We start from the raw sequence: 14,803 nt of genomic DNA, 5'->3' as shown, positions 1-14,803 counted from the left end.
CTCGGCTAGACCGATGACCAGCAGTTTTCGGTGTTGCGGGAGGTTGGCGTACTGGTCGATTCCGGCCGACACCACCGCACAGAACACCTCTCGGAGGTTTCGGCGACGACGATCCGGCACCAGTTCGGACCATCCTCGCGGTCTGCGGCATCCATTATCATCCGCAACAACGCCTGCGCGGCTGCGGGATTCAGCTCGGGTGCCTCGGCGGGCGCCGCAACCTCGACCTCGGTGACGATGGACGAGCTGGTATCGGCGACCGGCTTCGAGCCGGTCGCCGATACCGTTGTCTGTCGGGGATGACGTCGATTCGGCCGCCTCCCCGCCTCTGCTATGTCCTGTACCGGAAGAGGATCCGGCCGCGGGTGAGGTCGTAGGGGCTGAGTTCCACGAGCACCCGGTCATAGGGCATGATCTTGATGTAGTTCTTCCGTATCTTTCCGCTGATGTGTGCGAGCACCTTGTGCCCGTTCGGGAGTTCCACCGTGAAGGTGGCGTTGCGCAGGCACTCGACGACGGTGCCCGCTATTTCGATACCCCTGCCGTTCTTCGCCGTTTTCGTCATCGCAGCACCAACTCCAGGTTGCTGCTCGCACGTCGGGCACCGATGCCCTCGAACAGCGCCAGAGCCGCTGCGTTGGATTCGTTCACTTCGGTTGATGCCGTTGCGATCCCGGCGCGGTGCAGTGCGCCCAGCGCGTGGGCCAGCAGCGCCCGGGCGATGCCGCGGCGGTGCTGATCGGCCCGGACTGCGATCAGCCCGATCCGTGGCTGCCGGGTCACCTGCACCACTCGGACCAGTCCCACGTATCGATCGGACTGTGCTGCCACCGCATACTTCGACGGATCCAGCAGGGTGTTCCCGTCCGTGCGGGGCAACACCTCGGCCGGCATCTCCTGCCATCCCACGGTTGCCTCGACCTCGTCGCGAATCGCGCTGTCCAATGCGCGCAGCGGGCCTTCCTTCGCTTCACCGGCAGCCACGATCGTGACACCCGGCGGCGGAAGCGCCGCGTCGAGTCCCGTGACCTGCGGGTCGGCGGACACGAGGTATTCCCACTCACGGCGCCGGGTCGTGAAACCGGCGCGCTCCCAACTGCACGTCAGGTCCAGGTCGGCCTCGTCGACCACCGTGTACAACGGCGTCGGCAGCTCCGCCAGCATCGCGGCCGCGAGTTGGTCGAAGACCGCGTCGTGCCACGAGTCGACGCTGAGAAAGACCCGACCGTCGGGCCGCCGGGAAACGTCGCCACGGCCGACCACCCGGTCGGCCTCCACCGCGTGCCACTGCGTCTGCGTGACCCGCGTGATCACTACGGTGGGCTCACCCGCACCTGAAGTGAAATGTACAGAATTCATAGGTTGTCGCCTTTCGGGATAGCCCTGTCTCTCAGGCGCTCCCGGCGACACCTACATCGTTCGCCCAACCGTGATGACGAGGGGGAGCACCCACATCGATACAGCATTCATGGGTCTCACCTCCTCGCGTGATGTCACGGTCTCCCGGACGCTATCAGCCCGCATATCGGCCTGCCCAATCATTTTTCCGCCGACCAACTGAGAGCGCCGATGCACTCATCTGCAGCGAAGCGCGCGGGCCCAACGTCTTGCCAACGAAGGTTGGTGAGACACATTGGGGCGCTGCGGAATCCCGAATCGGCTACCCCGGCTCTTCTTCCGGTGTGGCTCGCGATGGCTTGCGTCCCATCGGGTTACCGTGCGGGCGTGGCTGGAAAGGGGTTGTTCGGCAGCGCCTAGCGTGGCGGATCGACGGCACGTGTGCTCTGCTCGTGATCCATCTGTTGTACCGGGGAATCAGGCGCGACCGGTCAGTCGAATGTCGAGCTGCCCTTGGGATCTGTGCCACCTTCGTGCTCTGAATCGCCGACCGGCAACGCAACCTTCGGCGGCTCGCAGCCTGCTCGGATGCTGACGGATCGGTAACGTTGTGGCGTGGAACTGAGGCAGTTGCGGTATTTCCTCGCGGTTGCCGAGGAGTGCAATCTGACCCGCGCCGCCGACGTGCTCGGAATCCGGCCGACATCGCTGAGTCAGCAGATCATCGCGCTCGAGCGCGAACTCGGTGCGGCGCTGTTCGTACGCACTTCCTCGGGGATGACACCGACAGCGGCCGGTGCACGGTTGGTGGCGCATGCACGGGCCACAATGGAGTCGGCGCGACGTGCACGGGAGTCGGTTCGGAAAGAACGTGTCCTGCGCCTCGCCGTGACACCCGGAGCGCCACCGTGGCTGGCGCCGGCGTTGCGACGGGCCGCCGCAGATCCTGCCCCCGAGATCACCGATCTGCAGACCGCCGAGCAGTTGCCACGGCTCCGGGGCGGTGCGCTCGATGCCGGAGTACTGCTGTTGCCCGCGGATGTGGCGGGCCTGCACCATGTCACGATCGAACACGCCGAACTCGGGGTGGTGGTCGCGTCCGGCCATCGACTGGCCGGACGGGATGCGGTGCGGTGGGCCGACCTCGAGGGCAGCGCACTGCTGTGGTTCGCGCGTTCGTCGGCTCCGGGCTACCACGATGCGGCCCGCGACTCGTGGGTTCGGTCGGGGTGGCGTCCGGTGGATGTTCGGGAGGGTCCGCCACGACGGGTGCTGTTCGCCGCCGAGCTCCGATACGGCGGGGATATCGTTGCGCTCCGGCCGGTGTGGGATGTGTGGCCGGGCGACGGATTGGTCTGGGTGCCGTTCGCCGCTGACGCACTCCGAATCCGCTATGCCCTGGTGTGGAATCCGGCCGATTCATTCGCCGCGCGATACCGCGAAATCGCCGCTGACCTGGTGGCTGCGGATCCACCGCACACCCATCCGGTATTGCCTCGTGGACAGCGGGGCCCACGATCGGCTGTGCTCGAAACCGATCGGGCCGCACCGCGATAGGAACTTCGGTGCGGCGCAACCTGTACCCAGGAAGGCAAACAGATGGCGCTCACCGCGTGGGGATTCATCTACACCTCATTAACTTTCGTGCTGGTGTAGCCGGATCTCAGGGCGGTCAGATCCGCCCACCCCGCCACCGCTACGCCGGTCACGAGGTCTCCGGTTTTCTTGGTCGTTGAACCACCCCACCGGAGACCTCACCCATATACCAGCGCAGACAACAGCCTTCAGAAACAACCAAGGGGGCACCGCACAGCGGTGCCTCCTCGCCTCACTTCGACACAAACTAGTTGCCGGTCTTCAACATTCGTCGAGCGGCGCCGATCCTGACCTGTTCCACATCGCGGGCTGGCCGTGATCTTCGGCGAGGACAGCTATGGCCAGGCCGGCTGTCGCTGCCGCGATCGAGAGAATCACGTCCAGTCAAAGCTTCCGCTGGTCCGTCCTGAGCGCGCTAACGATGTCGATCACCCCGACCACTACGAGGACGGCGCCGAGCGGTCCACCTCGGAACCAGACGAATTCGGTGTCCCGCGCGAAAAGCCACAATGCTGCTCCGGCGACGACGAGCAATACCCCGAAGCCGGCCGCAAGTCGTATCTGCATGCTGCAATCCTGCCGTCACGTCGGGTGCGGTTCATCGGCCGTAAGGCGGTGCGTACGTCATCATTTCGTAGGACGAGCCCGGTGACCCGTTGTACTGTCATGGAGATCGTGCTCGGTTTCCACCGCTGCGCGGCGGCCGATGGACACGGCGGTACCTGGGCCCCGCGATCAGCACTCTGAACCGTCGCTAGTGGCCTGACCTGCACACCGCGATGCCTTACAGGACCGTCAGTTCGATGTGGGCCCAGGCGTTGTTGCCGTATCCGCGGGGATTCCAGATGGATGCTGGGGATCGGGGTTGTGTGGCTCCGGTGTCGTCCCAGGCGCGCGCGGTGATGTTCAGTGGCCCGGGTCGCATGTCGACGGTCAGTGACCACGGCCGCCACGCCCACCGGCTGAGTGCGGGGTGCAGGTCGGCCAGCCGCCAGCTGCGGCCGTCGTCGACGGAGACCTCGACCCGTCTGATGCCGTGGCCGTCGCCGGCGATTGCCCATCCATGAACGGTACGGGAGCCACGCGGAATCTGATCGCCGTCGGTGGGCACGAGGATGTCGCAGTTGAGCGCCAGCGACGATAGCGAGATGCCCTGGCCCGGCGCGACCGCCTCTGGGTCGGCCTCGCGCGGAAGAATACGGTAGTCGAGGGCCTGAAAATAGTTCTGTGATGGGGCGGGTTGCACGGTGACGGCGGTGACCCATTTGACGCTGCGAGCCCCGATGTAGCCGGGCACCACCACGCGCACCGGGCCACCGTGAACGCGCGGAAGTGGCTGGGAATTCATCTGCCAGGCCAACAGCACCTCCTCGCGCAGCGCCTTGGACAGCGGGATGGAGCTGCCGTAGGACTGGACCGGCCGAGCCTCTTGGGCCACGTCGGGCGCAGCGAATGCGACGTGCAGTCGGTCATCGTGGTGCACCCCGGCGGCCTGTAGGACATCGGCCAGCCTGGGCCCGGCCCACTCGGCGGTCGAGATCGCGCCGTGCTCCCAAGGCTGCTTGTCGGGGATCGGGCGCACCGCCAGCAGTTCAGCGCGCCGGTTGCCGGCACACGCCAGCGTCGCTATCACGCTGTGTTGCTCAAAACCGGTCGTCAGCTGGTCGTAGGTCACGGTGAGCGGATTGTCCACCCGGCCGTCGACGCCCAACCGCCACTGCTCGGCGGGGATGTCGGGGAACGGACCGTGATTGCGCGCATAGAACGCGTCCACCGCGGTGATTTCGCTGCTCGCCAGCACCGATGGCGGCGGCTCGGCGTTGAACGGCAGCCGTCCCCGCACAATCATGTCCTCGCGCTTACCCCACATCTCATCGCCCCGGTAAGGAGTCGTCGCGGACTGCGACTTCAATCCTATCGCCGGTTGAAGGCGATCTGCTCGTAGCCGACTCCGAGGCGGCGCAGTTGTGCGTCGGCGTAGGAGAAGCCGCTGGCGAGCGGCGGGTCAGCGGCACCCTCCGCGTAGGCACCGACGCTGTCTCGGCAAAGAATCTCCTCTACGAGGCGGGTTCGCAGCCGATCGGCAGCAGCTCTATAGCACGACCTGGGGAGAGACGACCAGGGCGGCATCGGCTCCTGAGTGGGTCGCATGGCGCGACAACTCGCCTGGTAACGCCGGATCGCCATCAAACCAGCGGGCCACCGAGCGCGTCGTCGGCTCGAGGCCGCGCGGCGCCGGGATCGAAGGTCCGCCACGAAATCGGGTCCGCCGCACGCCGATACGCGGCACCGTCGAAGAAATCAACCGAATTTGATCATTGAATTCACAGGAGAAATGAAGATCAAATTGTGTCACCTCGGCATAATTCATTGTTTGCCCACTGTTAACCGTGATTATTCGCACAAGTAGATCAGTGGATTTGCAGATCACTTCTTCATAACATTTGTAGTGCGCGCCGTGATGGCGTCGTTATCCATCTGTGAAAGGAAACTCCGTACATGGTCTCTCGCAAGGTCTTTGCCGCCGCCGCCACCGTCTCCGCCGCCGCCCTGTTCTTCGGCCCGGCCGCGATGGCATCCGCTGCTACCCCCGCCGCCACCCCCGCCGCCAAGTCCGCCGCCACCGGCTCCGCGGGCCTGGGCTCGGGTTCGGCCGACGGCGGCTCGTCCTCGGGTTCGGCCGGATCGTCCTCCGGCTCCGCCATGCTCGACTCCGGCAGCTCGGCCCTCGACGGCGGCACCTCCGCCATCCTCAACATCATCAATTCGATCACCGGCATCAGGGACCTGAACCAGCCCAAGCCCGCCTCCTGATTCGGTCTCGGTAGATCACCACTTCGTCCGTATCGCCCCGCGGGGCCGGATTTCTTTTGTGCCGCTACTCTACGCATCGGCGACTACGGGCTATTGCAGTAAATTTGCCATGATCAAATTGATCATTCGCCGTGTCGAGTAGCCACGGCGGGTGAACTATGACGATTCCGTTTGCCTGCCAACGAGATAGTTCTCCGCGCTGTGCATCCGGAGCTTCCTTGAACAGCGGGTTTCGTGCCGTCCGAAGAACTCGCCGGACGGCACGAAATTTCCGTGGAACTCGAAACGCAGACACGCTGCCTGGCACGGCCGATCCGGTGAGACGAGTTCGACACGTCGGGCCGTGCTCACTGCCAGGCGTGGCGAAGTCGGGGCTGCGCGAGGACACTGAAGGCGTAGCGCCGAATTCGTCTCGAGGAGCAATGTGATGGCACCTGACAGGCCTTTCGGGATCGATCCGGAAGAATTCGAACGTGCGTTACGGGAGGTGGGGATCGAATTCCGCGACCTCCTCGGAAAGGCCAGCGAGTACATCGATCGCACCAGCGCGAGCACGCTGGCGTCGCTGCTCGGCCAGTTTGTTCAGCCGGAGCGTACGCGGCCGCCGAAGCCGGAGGGCGAGACCACCGGCGAGACCGGCAGTGGGGTGTGGGTCATCTACAGCATCGACGACGTCGGCGAGGCCCGGGTCGAACAGGTTTTTCCGAGCGAGCTCGAGGCCTTGCGTGCGCATCGCGACAATACCGACGAACGCCGTCGCGTGCGGTTCCTGCCCTACGGCGTTCCCACAACTGCGCTGGGCACGCCCTGACACAAGCTGGGGCACTCCCCCAGCGCAGCAGCTCGCGGCGTAGGTTGCCATCGTCGCGGTGTGCGCCTGCCAGCATCGAACGGCGAGTCCACATGTGGCAAGGACTGGCAATTCGGACGAACCGGCAGTCACTGTGATCTTGTGGCGCTAGCCTCCCTTGGAGGCGTGCTGATCAATAAGTGCCCCAGAACGTCCAGGCGCTCGACCGGCGCGCCCCTGCGACCCGCTGACTCACATAACGGCACCAACGGGATGCTCGTCGCGGCAATCGTCTGCCCGAACCGTCCCGGAAGGGTTGGGATGCGGTGGAGACTGTGCGTGACGACGGCGCTTCGCGCGCGGCCGACGGCGCAATGCCCCGCTTGTCGCGGCGCGGATTGGGGACGGCGGCAGGCGCATTGGCCGCCACGCTCGGATTCGGAGGACGGATCGCCGCTGCACCCGTCGCCGCACCATCGGGCGAACCCAGCGGCCCCACGGGGTCGATTCAGTTTCCCGACGGCTTCCTCTGGGGAACCTCCTCGTCGGCCGAATCGGTCGAGGGAGCGATCACTGCGGACGGGCGCGGACCATCGATCTGGGACACCTTCAGCCACACTCCCGGTAAGACCCTCAACGGCGACACCGGCGACGTCGCCTGCGACGAATATGGCAGGTACGAGCAGCATTTCGATCTCATGGCCGCCCTGGGCTTTCGGGCCTATCGTTTCTCGATCTCCTGGTCACGCATCATGCCGACCGGCACCGGGCCCATCAACCCGGCTGGGCTCGATCACTACCAGCGCGTTGTCGATGCCCTGCTGGTGCGCGGTATATCGCCGTTCATCACGATCTATCACTGGGATCTGCCGCAGGCGCTGCAGGACTCCGGCGGCTGGACGGTGCGCGACACCGCCGAGCGCTACGCCGATTTCGCGGCGGCGGTCTATGAGGCGCTCGGCGACCGGGTGCCGCATTTCGTCTGCCTCAACGAGCCGAACTCGCAGGCGCTGCTCGGCTATGGGACGGGGCAGATCGCGCCGGGAATCGCCGACCGTGGCGCGATCTTTCCGGCGGCTCACCACCAGTTGCTCGGCCAGGGACTGGCGGTGCGGGCCATGCGTGCCGTCAACCACCCGAATGCCTCCATCGGGACCACGATCAATATCATCGATGTCATTCCGGCGAGCGGCAGTTCTGCTGACACCGCGGCCGCGAAGCTCTTCGACGGCATGTGGAACCGAACCTATCTCGCACCGATCTTCCAGGGTGCCTACCCTGCCGATTTTTTGGACTACTACGGCAAACTCGGCGACACCGCGAAGGTGATCGAGGCAAACGACCTCGCGACGATCAACAGTCCACTGGATTTCCTCGGCGTCAACTACTACACGACCAATGTCGTGGCCGCCGACCCCGAGCCACCCGGCTACCGACTCGTTCCCCCGGTCTGGTCGAGCGGACCCGACATCACCGCGATGGGATGGAAGGTCGCTCCGCAGGGAATGACCTCGGTGCTGCGCCGGGTCCGCGACGAGTACACCAGGATCCCGCTCTACATCACCGAGACCGGCGCCGCCTACCACGACTATGTCGAGCCCTCCGGTGAGATCCGCGACGGCGACCGAATCGCGTTTCTCGACGCGTACCTGCGCGCCGCCCACGACGCGATCGCCGATGGCGTGGACCTACGCGGGCTGATCGTCTGGTGCTTCCAGGACAACTTCGCCTCGACCAACGGCTACTCGATCAAGTTCGGCCTGGCCTGGACCGACTTCGTCAGTCAACAGGTGACACCGAAGCAGAGCGCTGCCTGGTTCCGCGACGTGATCGCACGCAATGGCCTGACACCGCCTTCCTGAGCGGCCGCGCAATCCCCAGTTCCGAGCCGATGCTGTTGCTCATGTCCGCGCAGGCAGAGAAGCGTGTTGAAGCGCGCTGTCGCGTGAAACTCCGGGAACCCTGATCGCGGAGTACCCGCTACCCGAAGGTACGCGCGGGATATCCGATGCCGATGGCGCAGTGATCGAGTACTGGATGCGTGGCTCGCGCGGGCCGGCACAGCCAGCATATTGGCCGGACTCCGCGCCGCCCGACCGGAGGTGAACGTCGACCGATACCTGACCTCCGAGGGCCGGGCCGTGCTCGACAGCGTCGGCGCGATGTGCACGCCCCAGATCCCGCGTCCGCGGCCTCAGCATCGGCGAGGTGCTGGCCGAGCCCCTGTCCGTCGAGCCCGTGCCTGCCGTCGCAGACGCTTACCCGACCGTTCCCACCGACGGCTACAGCGCCCCGATCCTGTTGTGTATCAACGTCACCGACACCACCGTGCCCTCTCCACTGCACGGCGTCCTCGTCGCCCAGCTCGCCGCCGCTGGCGTCGACTTCCATACCGTCTGGGGCACCGGCAAGCACACCCAACTCAACCCCCAGATGTGGACGGCCATCGAGCAGTTCGTGGCCCGCATCCAGTCCAGCGATAACCCCTGAGGCCACAGGTGGACGGAATCCGGTTGGGCCGCTGGCGAGATCGTCGCGTAGGTCGGGGGCGACGGTGCCGCTGAAGATGGCACCCGCGTCTACCTACCCGTGAACTTGGGTGGACGGTGCTCGAGCATGGCGGAGACAGCTTCGTAGTGGTCGTCGGTCTGGTGGGCGATGGCCTGGAGAGCGGCGGATAGTTCGAGCAGGCTTTCCAGGCTCTGCCATTGGCCCTCGCGGAGCAGCTTCTTGGTCATGCGCAGCACGTGGGGTGGATTGGCGGCGACCCGGGCGGCCAGTGCATGAGCCGCGTCGAGCAGTGCATCGGGTTCGACGACCGCCGAGACCAGCCCCCAGTCCAGCGCCGTGGCCGCGTCGATCGGCTCGCCGGTGAACGCCATCTCGCTGGCGCGCGCCATGCCGACGGCGCGTGGCAGTAGCCAGGCGCCGCCGTCACCGGGGATGATGCCGACCTTGGCGAAGCTCTCGGCGAATGTCGCGGTGTCGGCGGCGATACGCATATCGCACATGAGGGCCAGATCGCAGCCCGCGCCGATGGCCGGGCCATTGACCGCGGCGATGGTCGGAATTTCGCAGTGATACAGGGCCTTCGGGATGCGCTGGATCCCGTGCCGATAACCCTGCCGCAGCTCCGCTGGTGCGCCGCCGAACATGCCGGCCCGGTCGCGCATGTGCTTGATGTTGCCGCCCGACGAGAAGGCGGTGCCGGCACCGGTCAGGATCGCCACCCGCACCGAGGGATCGGCGTTGGCGTCCGACACCGCCCGCTCGAGCGCGTCCACCGTCTCGGCATCGGATATCGGGTTGCGCGCCTGCGGGTTGTTGAGGGTCCAGACGACGACGTCGCCGGTGCGCTCGACCAGGACGGGCTCACTCACGATCTACTCCTCGGGTGCGATGACGATCCGAACATCCACCGGAACTATGCCGCTACCCGAGGCCACGACGGGATTCAGGTCCAGTTCCGCGATCTCGGGATGCGCGGCCACCAGCTCACCGATCCCATGATGTCCAGTGCCTGGCCGCGGCCGACTCGTTGTCGCAGTCGCATCGCAAGCCGGGTGTACAAATGACTGTCCTGCTACTCCAGCGCTGTCCCGGCCAGACCTTTACACTCGCGAAGTAACCTTCGCCGAACGAACCATGCCCTCAGCCGTGAAACCCTGGGAGAGACGATGTTTTCTCGATGGAAGAACACCGCCGTATGCGCGGCTGCACTGGTGAGCGCCGCCCTTCCGGTCGGCGCGGCCTCCACCGCACAAGCAGCCCCACAGCAGTGCCCCGACATGTATGTCGTAGCGGTTCCCGGCACCTGGGAAACGTCGAAGTCCGAACCGGGCCAAGGGATGCTCGCCGCCGTCGCCAACGGCTTGCCGGGCAATGTCCAGACCGACTACGTCGCTTACGCGGCGACCGCGTTCCCTTGGGAAGGCGACGTGTACGGCCGCTCCAAACGAGAAGCCCTCGACAATGCCCGTGGCCTGGTCAGCGCGATGGCGCAGCGCTGTGGCGCAACACGATTCGCGCTGCTGGGCTACAGCCAGGGCGCCGACGCCGCCGGTGATCTCGCCGCCGAGATAGGCACCGGACTCGGTGTCGTAGCGCCGAACCGCGTGGAATTGGTCGGGCTGATCTCCGACCCCCGCCGCTCCCCCACCGACAACCTGATCGGCCCGCCCGTCGTGGGCGCCGGCGCCGGTGGTCCACGCCTGGGCGGTTTCGGCTGGCTCACCCCGAAGACCTACACCTTCTGCGCCGTAGGAGATCTGTACTGCGCAACCCCCGACGGCGACTTCGCCGCCCGCATAGCCGGATTCTTCGCCCAGATCTCCAACGCCGACCCCGGCCAGTTCGGTATCTATCAGCAGCAGGCGGGCAACCTCATTGCCGATGCTCTCGCCGCGGGTGGTCTCGGGTTGCTCCACGACCAGCTCAATAACTCCGCCTACGAACAACGCAAACAGCAGATCGACGATTTCGTGAAGTCCGGGATCCACCAGAGCTACCCGCATTACGCGATCGGCCCCGGCGGCGCCACCCCGCTGACCTGGCTGCACCAACAGCTGATCGACGCGGCACACAACTAACGCTCGCGCGGGATCGGCGACCGACTACCGGCCGGTCGCCGATCCCGCCGTGGCATCCCGCCATTCAGCAGACCCGATCCGCACGCTCATCGGCAATATTCGCCAGACGCACGGTATGTCGCGCCATCAACACCACGAAATCTGCTCCAGCGAACCAGTCGAGCACTGAGAAACGGTTGGTCGCACCGGATTCCCTCGGTATGGAGTGCCGCCAAAGGCGCCGTCCCGGGGCTACGACCGGTCGGCAGCTCCGCCGCTGGAGCATGCTGACAGCAATGCTGACCGCTCGGACCTGTTACCACCTACATCAAGGACGTTGACAGGTATCAGCAGCGCTGATAGTCGTAGGCTATGACCTATCCGGATGATTTCGATTTCGAAGCCGTCTACCAGGGCACAGGCGGGCCGTTCGGGCCGGGCGTCAAACCGCCGTGGAGTATCGGGGAACCCCAGCCCGAACTCGCCGCGCTGATCCGGCAGGGCAAATTCCATGGCGATGTCCTCGATGTCGGATGCGGGGAGGCGGCGATCTCGCTGTATCTGGCCGAGCAGGGCTACACCACCGTGGGACTGGATCTGTCGCCGACCGCGATCGAGCTGGCCCGCGCCGAGGCCGCCCGGCGCGGCCTGGCCAACGCCTCCTTCGAGGTCGCCGATATCACCTCCTTTACCGGCTACGACGGCCGGTTCGGCACCATCGTCGACAGCACGCTGTTCCATTCGATCCCGGTCGAGTCGCGGGTGGGCTATCAGCAGTCGATCGCGCGCGCCGCCGCGCCGGGCGCGTCCTATTACGCGCTGGTTTTCGACCGGGCCGCCCTGCCCGATGCGCCGGTACCAGGGCCCGCGCCGGTCACCGCCGACGAGCTTCGCGAGGCGGTGGAGAAGTACTGGGTGGTCGATGAGATCAGACCGGCGCGTATCCATGGCGACCTGCCCGAGGGCGACATCGGATTGCCGGCGGGCGGCCCGGTGTTCCGGTTCGAGGGCATACGCGACGAGCCCACCGGCCACAAGTCGGTTCCGGCCTGGCTGTTGAGCGCCCACCTGGGCTGATACCCGCCACAGCGAGGTTACGGGTGCACTATCCCCAGGCGGGAGGCATCGACACGGGGTGCGGATGTGGTGGCGAATCGGCGCTTGTAGTCAGCGGGTCTGATGCCGTCCGCGCTAAGGCACTGATTCGTCGCTGCCGAGTCCGCGGCGGTAGGCCGCGGCGGTGATCGTGTGCCCTTCCAGCAGGAGCTGCTGGGCGCGGTCGAGGCGGACCCGTTCGACCCAGCGCGCGGGTGTGGTCCCCAGTTCCGCGTGGAAAAGCCGATCTGGCGGGTGCATACCCCAAGCTTGATCGGAGTCCGCGACTGCCCCGGTCCGATGCCGGACCGGGGCAGCTCGTTCAGGAGTATTCGCTCACGACGTCGACAACCCAGACAATGTCGAAGCGGTCCCGCAGCATTCCGTAGGCGAGCGACCAGCCCGCCGGACCCATCGGGATCACGATCGTCGCGCCGTCGCAGAGCTTGTCCCAGTAGCCGGTGACCTCGTCGACGGTCTCGCCGCGCACGGAGACGAAGAAGGGGTTCTCACCTCTGTCGAAGGACATTCGCGAGGGGACGTCGTAGGCCATGACATGAAATCCGTTGTCGGCGCGCACCTGTCCCCACATCACCTGGTCGGACTCCTCCTCGATGTTCCCGGCGTCCTTGTATGTGACAGCGGCGAGATCGCCGCCGAATACGGATCGATAGAACTCCAGCGCGGGTCGCGCGTCGCCGCGGAAGTTCAGGTGGGTGGTGGTCGTGACGGCCATGGTCGGCTCCTTACCTTCGAACTGATACCTGATGGCGGCAACAGTCGCAGTGGAAGCGGCCAGGATGTGTCCTCTTCTTCGGGCAGAATGCGAAAGGTGCCGAAGACCTCCGCGCGACTGTTGTCGTTGCTCTCATTGCTGCAGACGCGCCGGGACTGGCCGGGGACACTGCTGGCCGACCGGCTGGAGGTCAGTCCACGCACCGTGCGCCGCGATGTCGACCGCTTGCGCGAACTGGGCTATCCGATTGTGGCGATCAAAGGTCCCGACGGTGGGTACCGGCTCGGCGCCGGTGCGCAACTCCCGCCGCTGCTGTTCGACGACGATCAGGCCGTCGCCCTGGCCGTCGCACTTCAGCTCGCCAGCACAACCGGCGCCGGGATCGAGGAAGCCGCGGCGCGTGCCTCGAGCACCATCCGGCAGGTCATGCCCGCACGCCTGCGCCACCGCATCGACGCCCTCCAGGTCACTGCCGTCGACCGGCCCGCGGCCCGCCCGGACCCGCACGTCGACCCCAGCGTGCTCACGACGCTCAGCGCCGCCGTCCGAGCCCGCGAAGTGCTGCGCTTCGACTACGCATCCCCATCGCAAACCGGCGATGACCCCGCGGGATCTCCACCGCGCCGGGTGCAGCCCCACCACCTCGTATCTTGGGAGCGGCGTTGGTATCTCGTCGCCTGGGACCTCGACCGCAACGACTGGCGCATCTTCCGCGCCGATCGAATCACTCCGCGCATCCCCGGGGGACCCCGCTTCACCCCGCGTGAACTGCCCGGGGGGAACGTAGCCGCATTCGTCACCGGCAGGTTCCGTGGCTCCGTGGACTCGGGCGACTGGCCCTGCCGCGGCGAGGTGCTGCTCACCCTGCCCGCCACCGTCGTATCCCGCTATACCCGCGAGGGAGTGGTCGAGGAACTCGGCCCGAACCGCTGTCGACTCAGCATGGGCTCATGGTCATGGGTCGGCCTGGCCGCGGCCGTAGGCAGGTTCGATGCCGACATCGAGGTCGTCGGGCCGGCCGAACTTCACGCCGCCTTCGCGCGCCTCGCCCACCGCTATGCCGACGCAGCGAGCCATAGAACCAAAACTCTGGCCGACGACTAGGTCGCCGACTACGCACCTACCAGGTCTTGTTTGGTGACGCTGTCGTCGGCGAGCCACGCCTTGATGGCTCCGGCGAAGCCGTGCGCGACGAACTCGGCCATGACCTGACGGTTGGCCGCGGCAGTTGAGGATGCTCGGTGGGGCGATGTGCGCGCGACGCGGCGGTCGCGTGCGCACCCGTCTGGTGGAGCCAGCGGTTGCCGTGAATGCTCCACGGGCCGAACGCATCCCGCGCATGGAACGGGATTCACCGCTATCCGCCGGACGCCTCCGCCCCTTCGCCACCGAGGCGCCAGATTCGCTAGCACATCGCGACGGGCGCCACTATCCGGCCGAGCGCAGCGTCTGCCGTAGATTTGGCACGTCGTCCCGGTTTCTTCCCGATCATTCACACCCACTTCGGCGGCGGTGAATATCCGGAACTTCTTGTTGAGCCCCAACGGGATTCAGCTCTCTGTGATCAACCTGCACTATCTGCCGGCCTGAATGGGCTGCAGTTACTTCATCGAATAATGCTGTGCCGCACGAGATTCAGGTAAGTTCAGCTGAAAAGATGCAGTGGATGCGGAGTTCCGCGTGGTCGACCTCACCTGCCCGGGGTACAAACATGCACCCGACCAGCAGAGTTCATGGCTTGATGGAATGTCCGGCCCTATTGAGGGCATCAGCAGTCCTTCAGCAAGGCGATCCGATGACTTCGTGATGAACGTAACTCTCGAGCAGCGACAGATGGGCTCGATGTCCGATTTTCGAATTCCGCAG

Annotated in this window: 17 protein-coding genes; 9 read left to right on the top strand and 8 right to left on the bottom strand. The window is 65.9% G+C overall.

Annotated features, from left to right (window positions below; translation table 11 throughout):
* Positions 1-331 precede the first annotated feature (331 nt).
* Together infA and ACQP2D_RS13015 are read right to left on the bottom strand one after the other, a co-directional pair.
* Positions 332-565 carry a translation initiation factor IF-1 gene (infA, locus tag ACQP2D_RS13020; RefSeq protein ID WP_433683962.1) on the bottom strand — a complete coding sequence of 78 codons (234 nt, stop codon included), beginning with the start codon at positions 563-565 and terminating at the stop codon, positions 332-334.
* On the bottom strand, positions 562-1,359 hold the full coding sequence (locus ACQP2D_RS13015) for a GNAT family N-acetyltransferase (protein WP_433683961.1): 798 nt from the start codon (positions 1,357-1,359) through the stop codon (positions 562-564). Before ACQP2D_RS13015 ends, infA begins: the two co-directional genes overlap by 4 nt.
* 594 nt (positions 1,360-1,953) lie before the next feature.
* Between ACQP2D_RS13015 and ACQP2D_RS13010 the strand changes: the two genes are divergently transcribed.
* Positions 1,954-2,895: a LysR family transcriptional regulator gene (locus ACQP2D_RS13010; RefSeq protein ID WP_433683960.1), complete on the top strand. Its 942-nt coding sequence runs from the start codon at positions 1,954-1,956 to the stop codon at positions 2,893-2,895.
* A gap of 354 nt (positions 2,896-3,249) precedes the next feature.
* On the top strand, positions 3,250-3,681 hold the full coding sequence (locus ACQP2D_RS13005; protein WP_433683959.1) for a hypothetical protein: 432 nt from the start codon (positions 3,250-3,252) through the stop codon (positions 3,679-3,681).
* A 37-nt stretch (positions 3,682-3,718) separates the two neighbouring features.
* On the opposite strand, the gene ACQP2D_RS13000 is transcribed toward ACQP2D_RS13005, so the two are convergent.
* On the bottom strand, positions 3,719-4,804 hold the full coding sequence (locus tag ACQP2D_RS13000; protein WP_433685631.1) for a sulfite oxidase: 1,086 nt from the start codon (positions 4,802-4,804) through the stop codon (positions 3,719-3,721).
* Positions 4,805-5,026: 222 nt separating this feature from the next.
* Positions 5,027-5,305: a hypothetical protein gene (locus tag ACQP2D_RS12995; RefSeq protein WP_433683958.1), complete on the bottom strand. Its 279-nt coding sequence runs from the start codon at positions 5,303-5,305 to the stop codon at positions 5,027-5,029.
* A 128-nt stretch (positions 5,306-5,433) separates the two neighbouring features.
* On the opposite strand from ACQP2D_RS12995, the gene ACQP2D_RS12990 reads away from it, so the two are divergent.
* The 4 genes from ACQP2D_RS12990 to ACQP2D_RS12975 all read left to right on the top strand — a co-directional run bounded on the left by ACQP2D_RS12990 (position 5,434) and on the right by ACQP2D_RS12975 (position 9,028).
* The gene (locus ACQP2D_RS12990) at positions 5,434-5,748 is read left to right on the top strand and encodes a hypothetical protein (RefSeq protein WP_433683957.1); all 315 of its coding nucleotides are present in this window, start codon (positions 5,434-5,436) and stop codon (positions 5,746-5,748) included.
* 487 nt (positions 5,749-6,235) lie between these two features.
* Entirely contained in the window at positions 6,236-6,559 is a 324-nt protein-coding gene (locus tag ACQP2D_RS12985) for a hypothetical protein (protein WP_433683956.1), read from the top strand.
* Between the two features lie 305 nt (positions 6,560-6,864).
* Positions 6,865-8,400, top strand: a complete 1,536-nt coding sequence (locus ACQP2D_RS12980; RefSeq protein ID WP_433683955.1) for a GH1 family beta-glucosidase — start codon at positions 6,865-6,867, stop codon at positions 8,398-8,400.
* Between the two features lie 346 nt (positions 8,401-8,746).
* Positions 8,747-9,028 carry a hypothetical protein gene (locus ACQP2D_RS12975; RefSeq protein WP_433683954.1) on the top strand — a complete coding sequence of 94 codons (282 nt, stop codon included), beginning with the start codon at positions 8,747-8,749 and terminating at the stop codon, positions 9,026-9,028.
* 89 nt (positions 9,029-9,117) lie between these two features.
* Here ACQP2D_RS12975 and ACQP2D_RS12970 read toward each other — a convergent pair whose 3' ends face one another.
* Positions 9,118-9,918, bottom strand: a complete 801-nt coding sequence (locus ACQP2D_RS12970; protein ID WP_433683953.1) for a crotonase/enoyl-CoA hydratase family protein — start codon at positions 9,916-9,918, stop codon at positions 9,118-9,120.
* 3 nt (positions 9,919-9,921) lie between these two features.
* Positions 9,922-10,029: an acetate--CoA ligase family protein gene (locus ACQP2D_RS12965; RefSeq protein ID WP_433683952.1), complete on the bottom strand. Its 108-nt coding sequence runs from the start codon at positions 10,027-10,029 to the stop codon at positions 9,922-9,924.
* 186 nt (positions 10,030-10,215) lie between these two features.
* On the opposite strand from ACQP2D_RS12965, the gene ACQP2D_RS12960 reads away from it, so the two are divergent.
* Together ACQP2D_RS12960 and ACQP2D_RS12955 are read left to right on the top strand one after the other, a co-directional pair.
* Positions 10,216-11,127 carry a cutinase family protein gene (locus tag ACQP2D_RS12960; protein ID WP_433683951.1) on the top strand — a complete coding sequence of 304 codons (912 nt, stop codon included), beginning with the start codon at positions 10,216-10,218 and terminating at the stop codon, positions 11,125-11,127.
* A gap of 351 nt (positions 11,128-11,478) precedes the next feature.
* Positions 11,479-12,183: a class I SAM-dependent methyltransferase gene (locus ACQP2D_RS12955; RefSeq protein ID WP_433683950.1), complete on the top strand. Its 705-nt coding sequence runs from the start codon at positions 11,479-11,481 to the stop codon at positions 12,181-12,183.
* Positions 12,184-12,297: 114 nt separating this feature from the next.
* Here the strand turns inward: ACQP2D_RS12955 and ACQP2D_RS12950 are convergent, their stop codons facing one another.
* Positions 12,298-12,462 carry a helix-turn-helix domain-containing protein gene (locus ACQP2D_RS12950; protein ID WP_433683949.1) on the bottom strand — a complete coding sequence of 55 codons (165 nt, stop codon included), beginning with the start codon at positions 12,460-12,462 and terminating at the stop codon, positions 12,298-12,300.
* Between the two features lie 61 nt (positions 12,463-12,523).
* Complete coding sequence (locus tag ACQP2D_RS12945; RefSeq protein ID WP_433683948.1) at positions 12,524-12,937, bottom strand: VOC family protein; 414 nt, start codon at positions 12,935-12,937, stop codon at positions 12,524-12,526.
* Positions 12,938-13,033: 96 nt separating this feature from the next.
* Between ACQP2D_RS12945 and ACQP2D_RS12940 the strand changes: the two genes are divergently transcribed.
* Positions 13,034-14,041, top strand: a complete 1,008-nt coding sequence (locus ACQP2D_RS12940) for a helix-turn-helix transcriptional regulator (protein ID WP_433683947.1) — start codon at positions 13,034-13,036, stop codon at positions 14,039-14,041.
* Positions 14,042-14,803 lie beyond the last annotated feature (762 nt).

Origin of the sequence: Nocardia sp. CA-119907, from assembly GCF_050955995.1 — a bacterium.
GTDB lineage: Bacteria > Actinomycetota > Actinomycetes > Mycobacteriales > Mycobacteriaceae > Nocardia.
The sequence above is the reverse complement of the archived record's forward strand: the minus strand, read 5'-3'. Positions and strand labels throughout refer to the sequence as shown.

Excerpts from the sequence above, each read along its gene's own strand:
- infA (WP_433683962.1), bottom strand. The coding sequence starts at position 565 with ATGACGAAAACGGCGAAGAACGGCAGGGGTATCGAAATAGCGGGCACC.
- ACQP2D_RS13015 (WP_433683961.1), bottom strand. The coding sequence starts at position 1,359 with ATGAATTCTGTACATTTCACTTCAGGTGCGGGTGAGCCCACCGTAGTG.
- ACQP2D_RS13000 (WP_433685631.1), bottom strand. The coding sequence starts at position 4,804 with ATGTGGGGTAAGCGCGAGGACATGATTGTGCGGGGACGGCTGCCGTTC.
- ACQP2D_RS12995 (WP_433683958.1), bottom strand. The coding sequence starts at position 5,305 with ATGAATTATGCCGAGGTGACACAATTTGATCTTCATTTCTCCTGTGAA.
- ACQP2D_RS12990 (WP_433683957.1), top strand. The coding sequence starts at position 5,434 with ATGGTCTCTCGCAAGGTCTTTGCCGCCGCCGCCACCGTCTCCGCCGCC.
- ACQP2D_RS12960 (WP_433683951.1), top strand. The coding sequence starts at position 10,216 with ATGTTTTCTCGATGGAAGAACACCGCCGTATGCGCGGCTGCACTGGTG.
- ACQP2D_RS12955 (WP_433683950.1), top strand. The coding sequence starts at position 11,479 with ATGACCTATCCGGATGATTTCGATTTCGAAGCCGTCTACCAGGGCACA.
- ACQP2D_RS12950 (WP_433683949.1), bottom strand. The coding sequence starts at position 12,462 with ATGCACCCGCCAGATCGGCTTTTCCACGCGGAACTGGGGACCACACCC.
- ACQP2D_RS12945 (WP_433683948.1), bottom strand. The coding sequence starts at position 12,937 with ATGGCCGTCACGACCACCACCCACCTGAACTTCCGCGGCGACGCGCGA.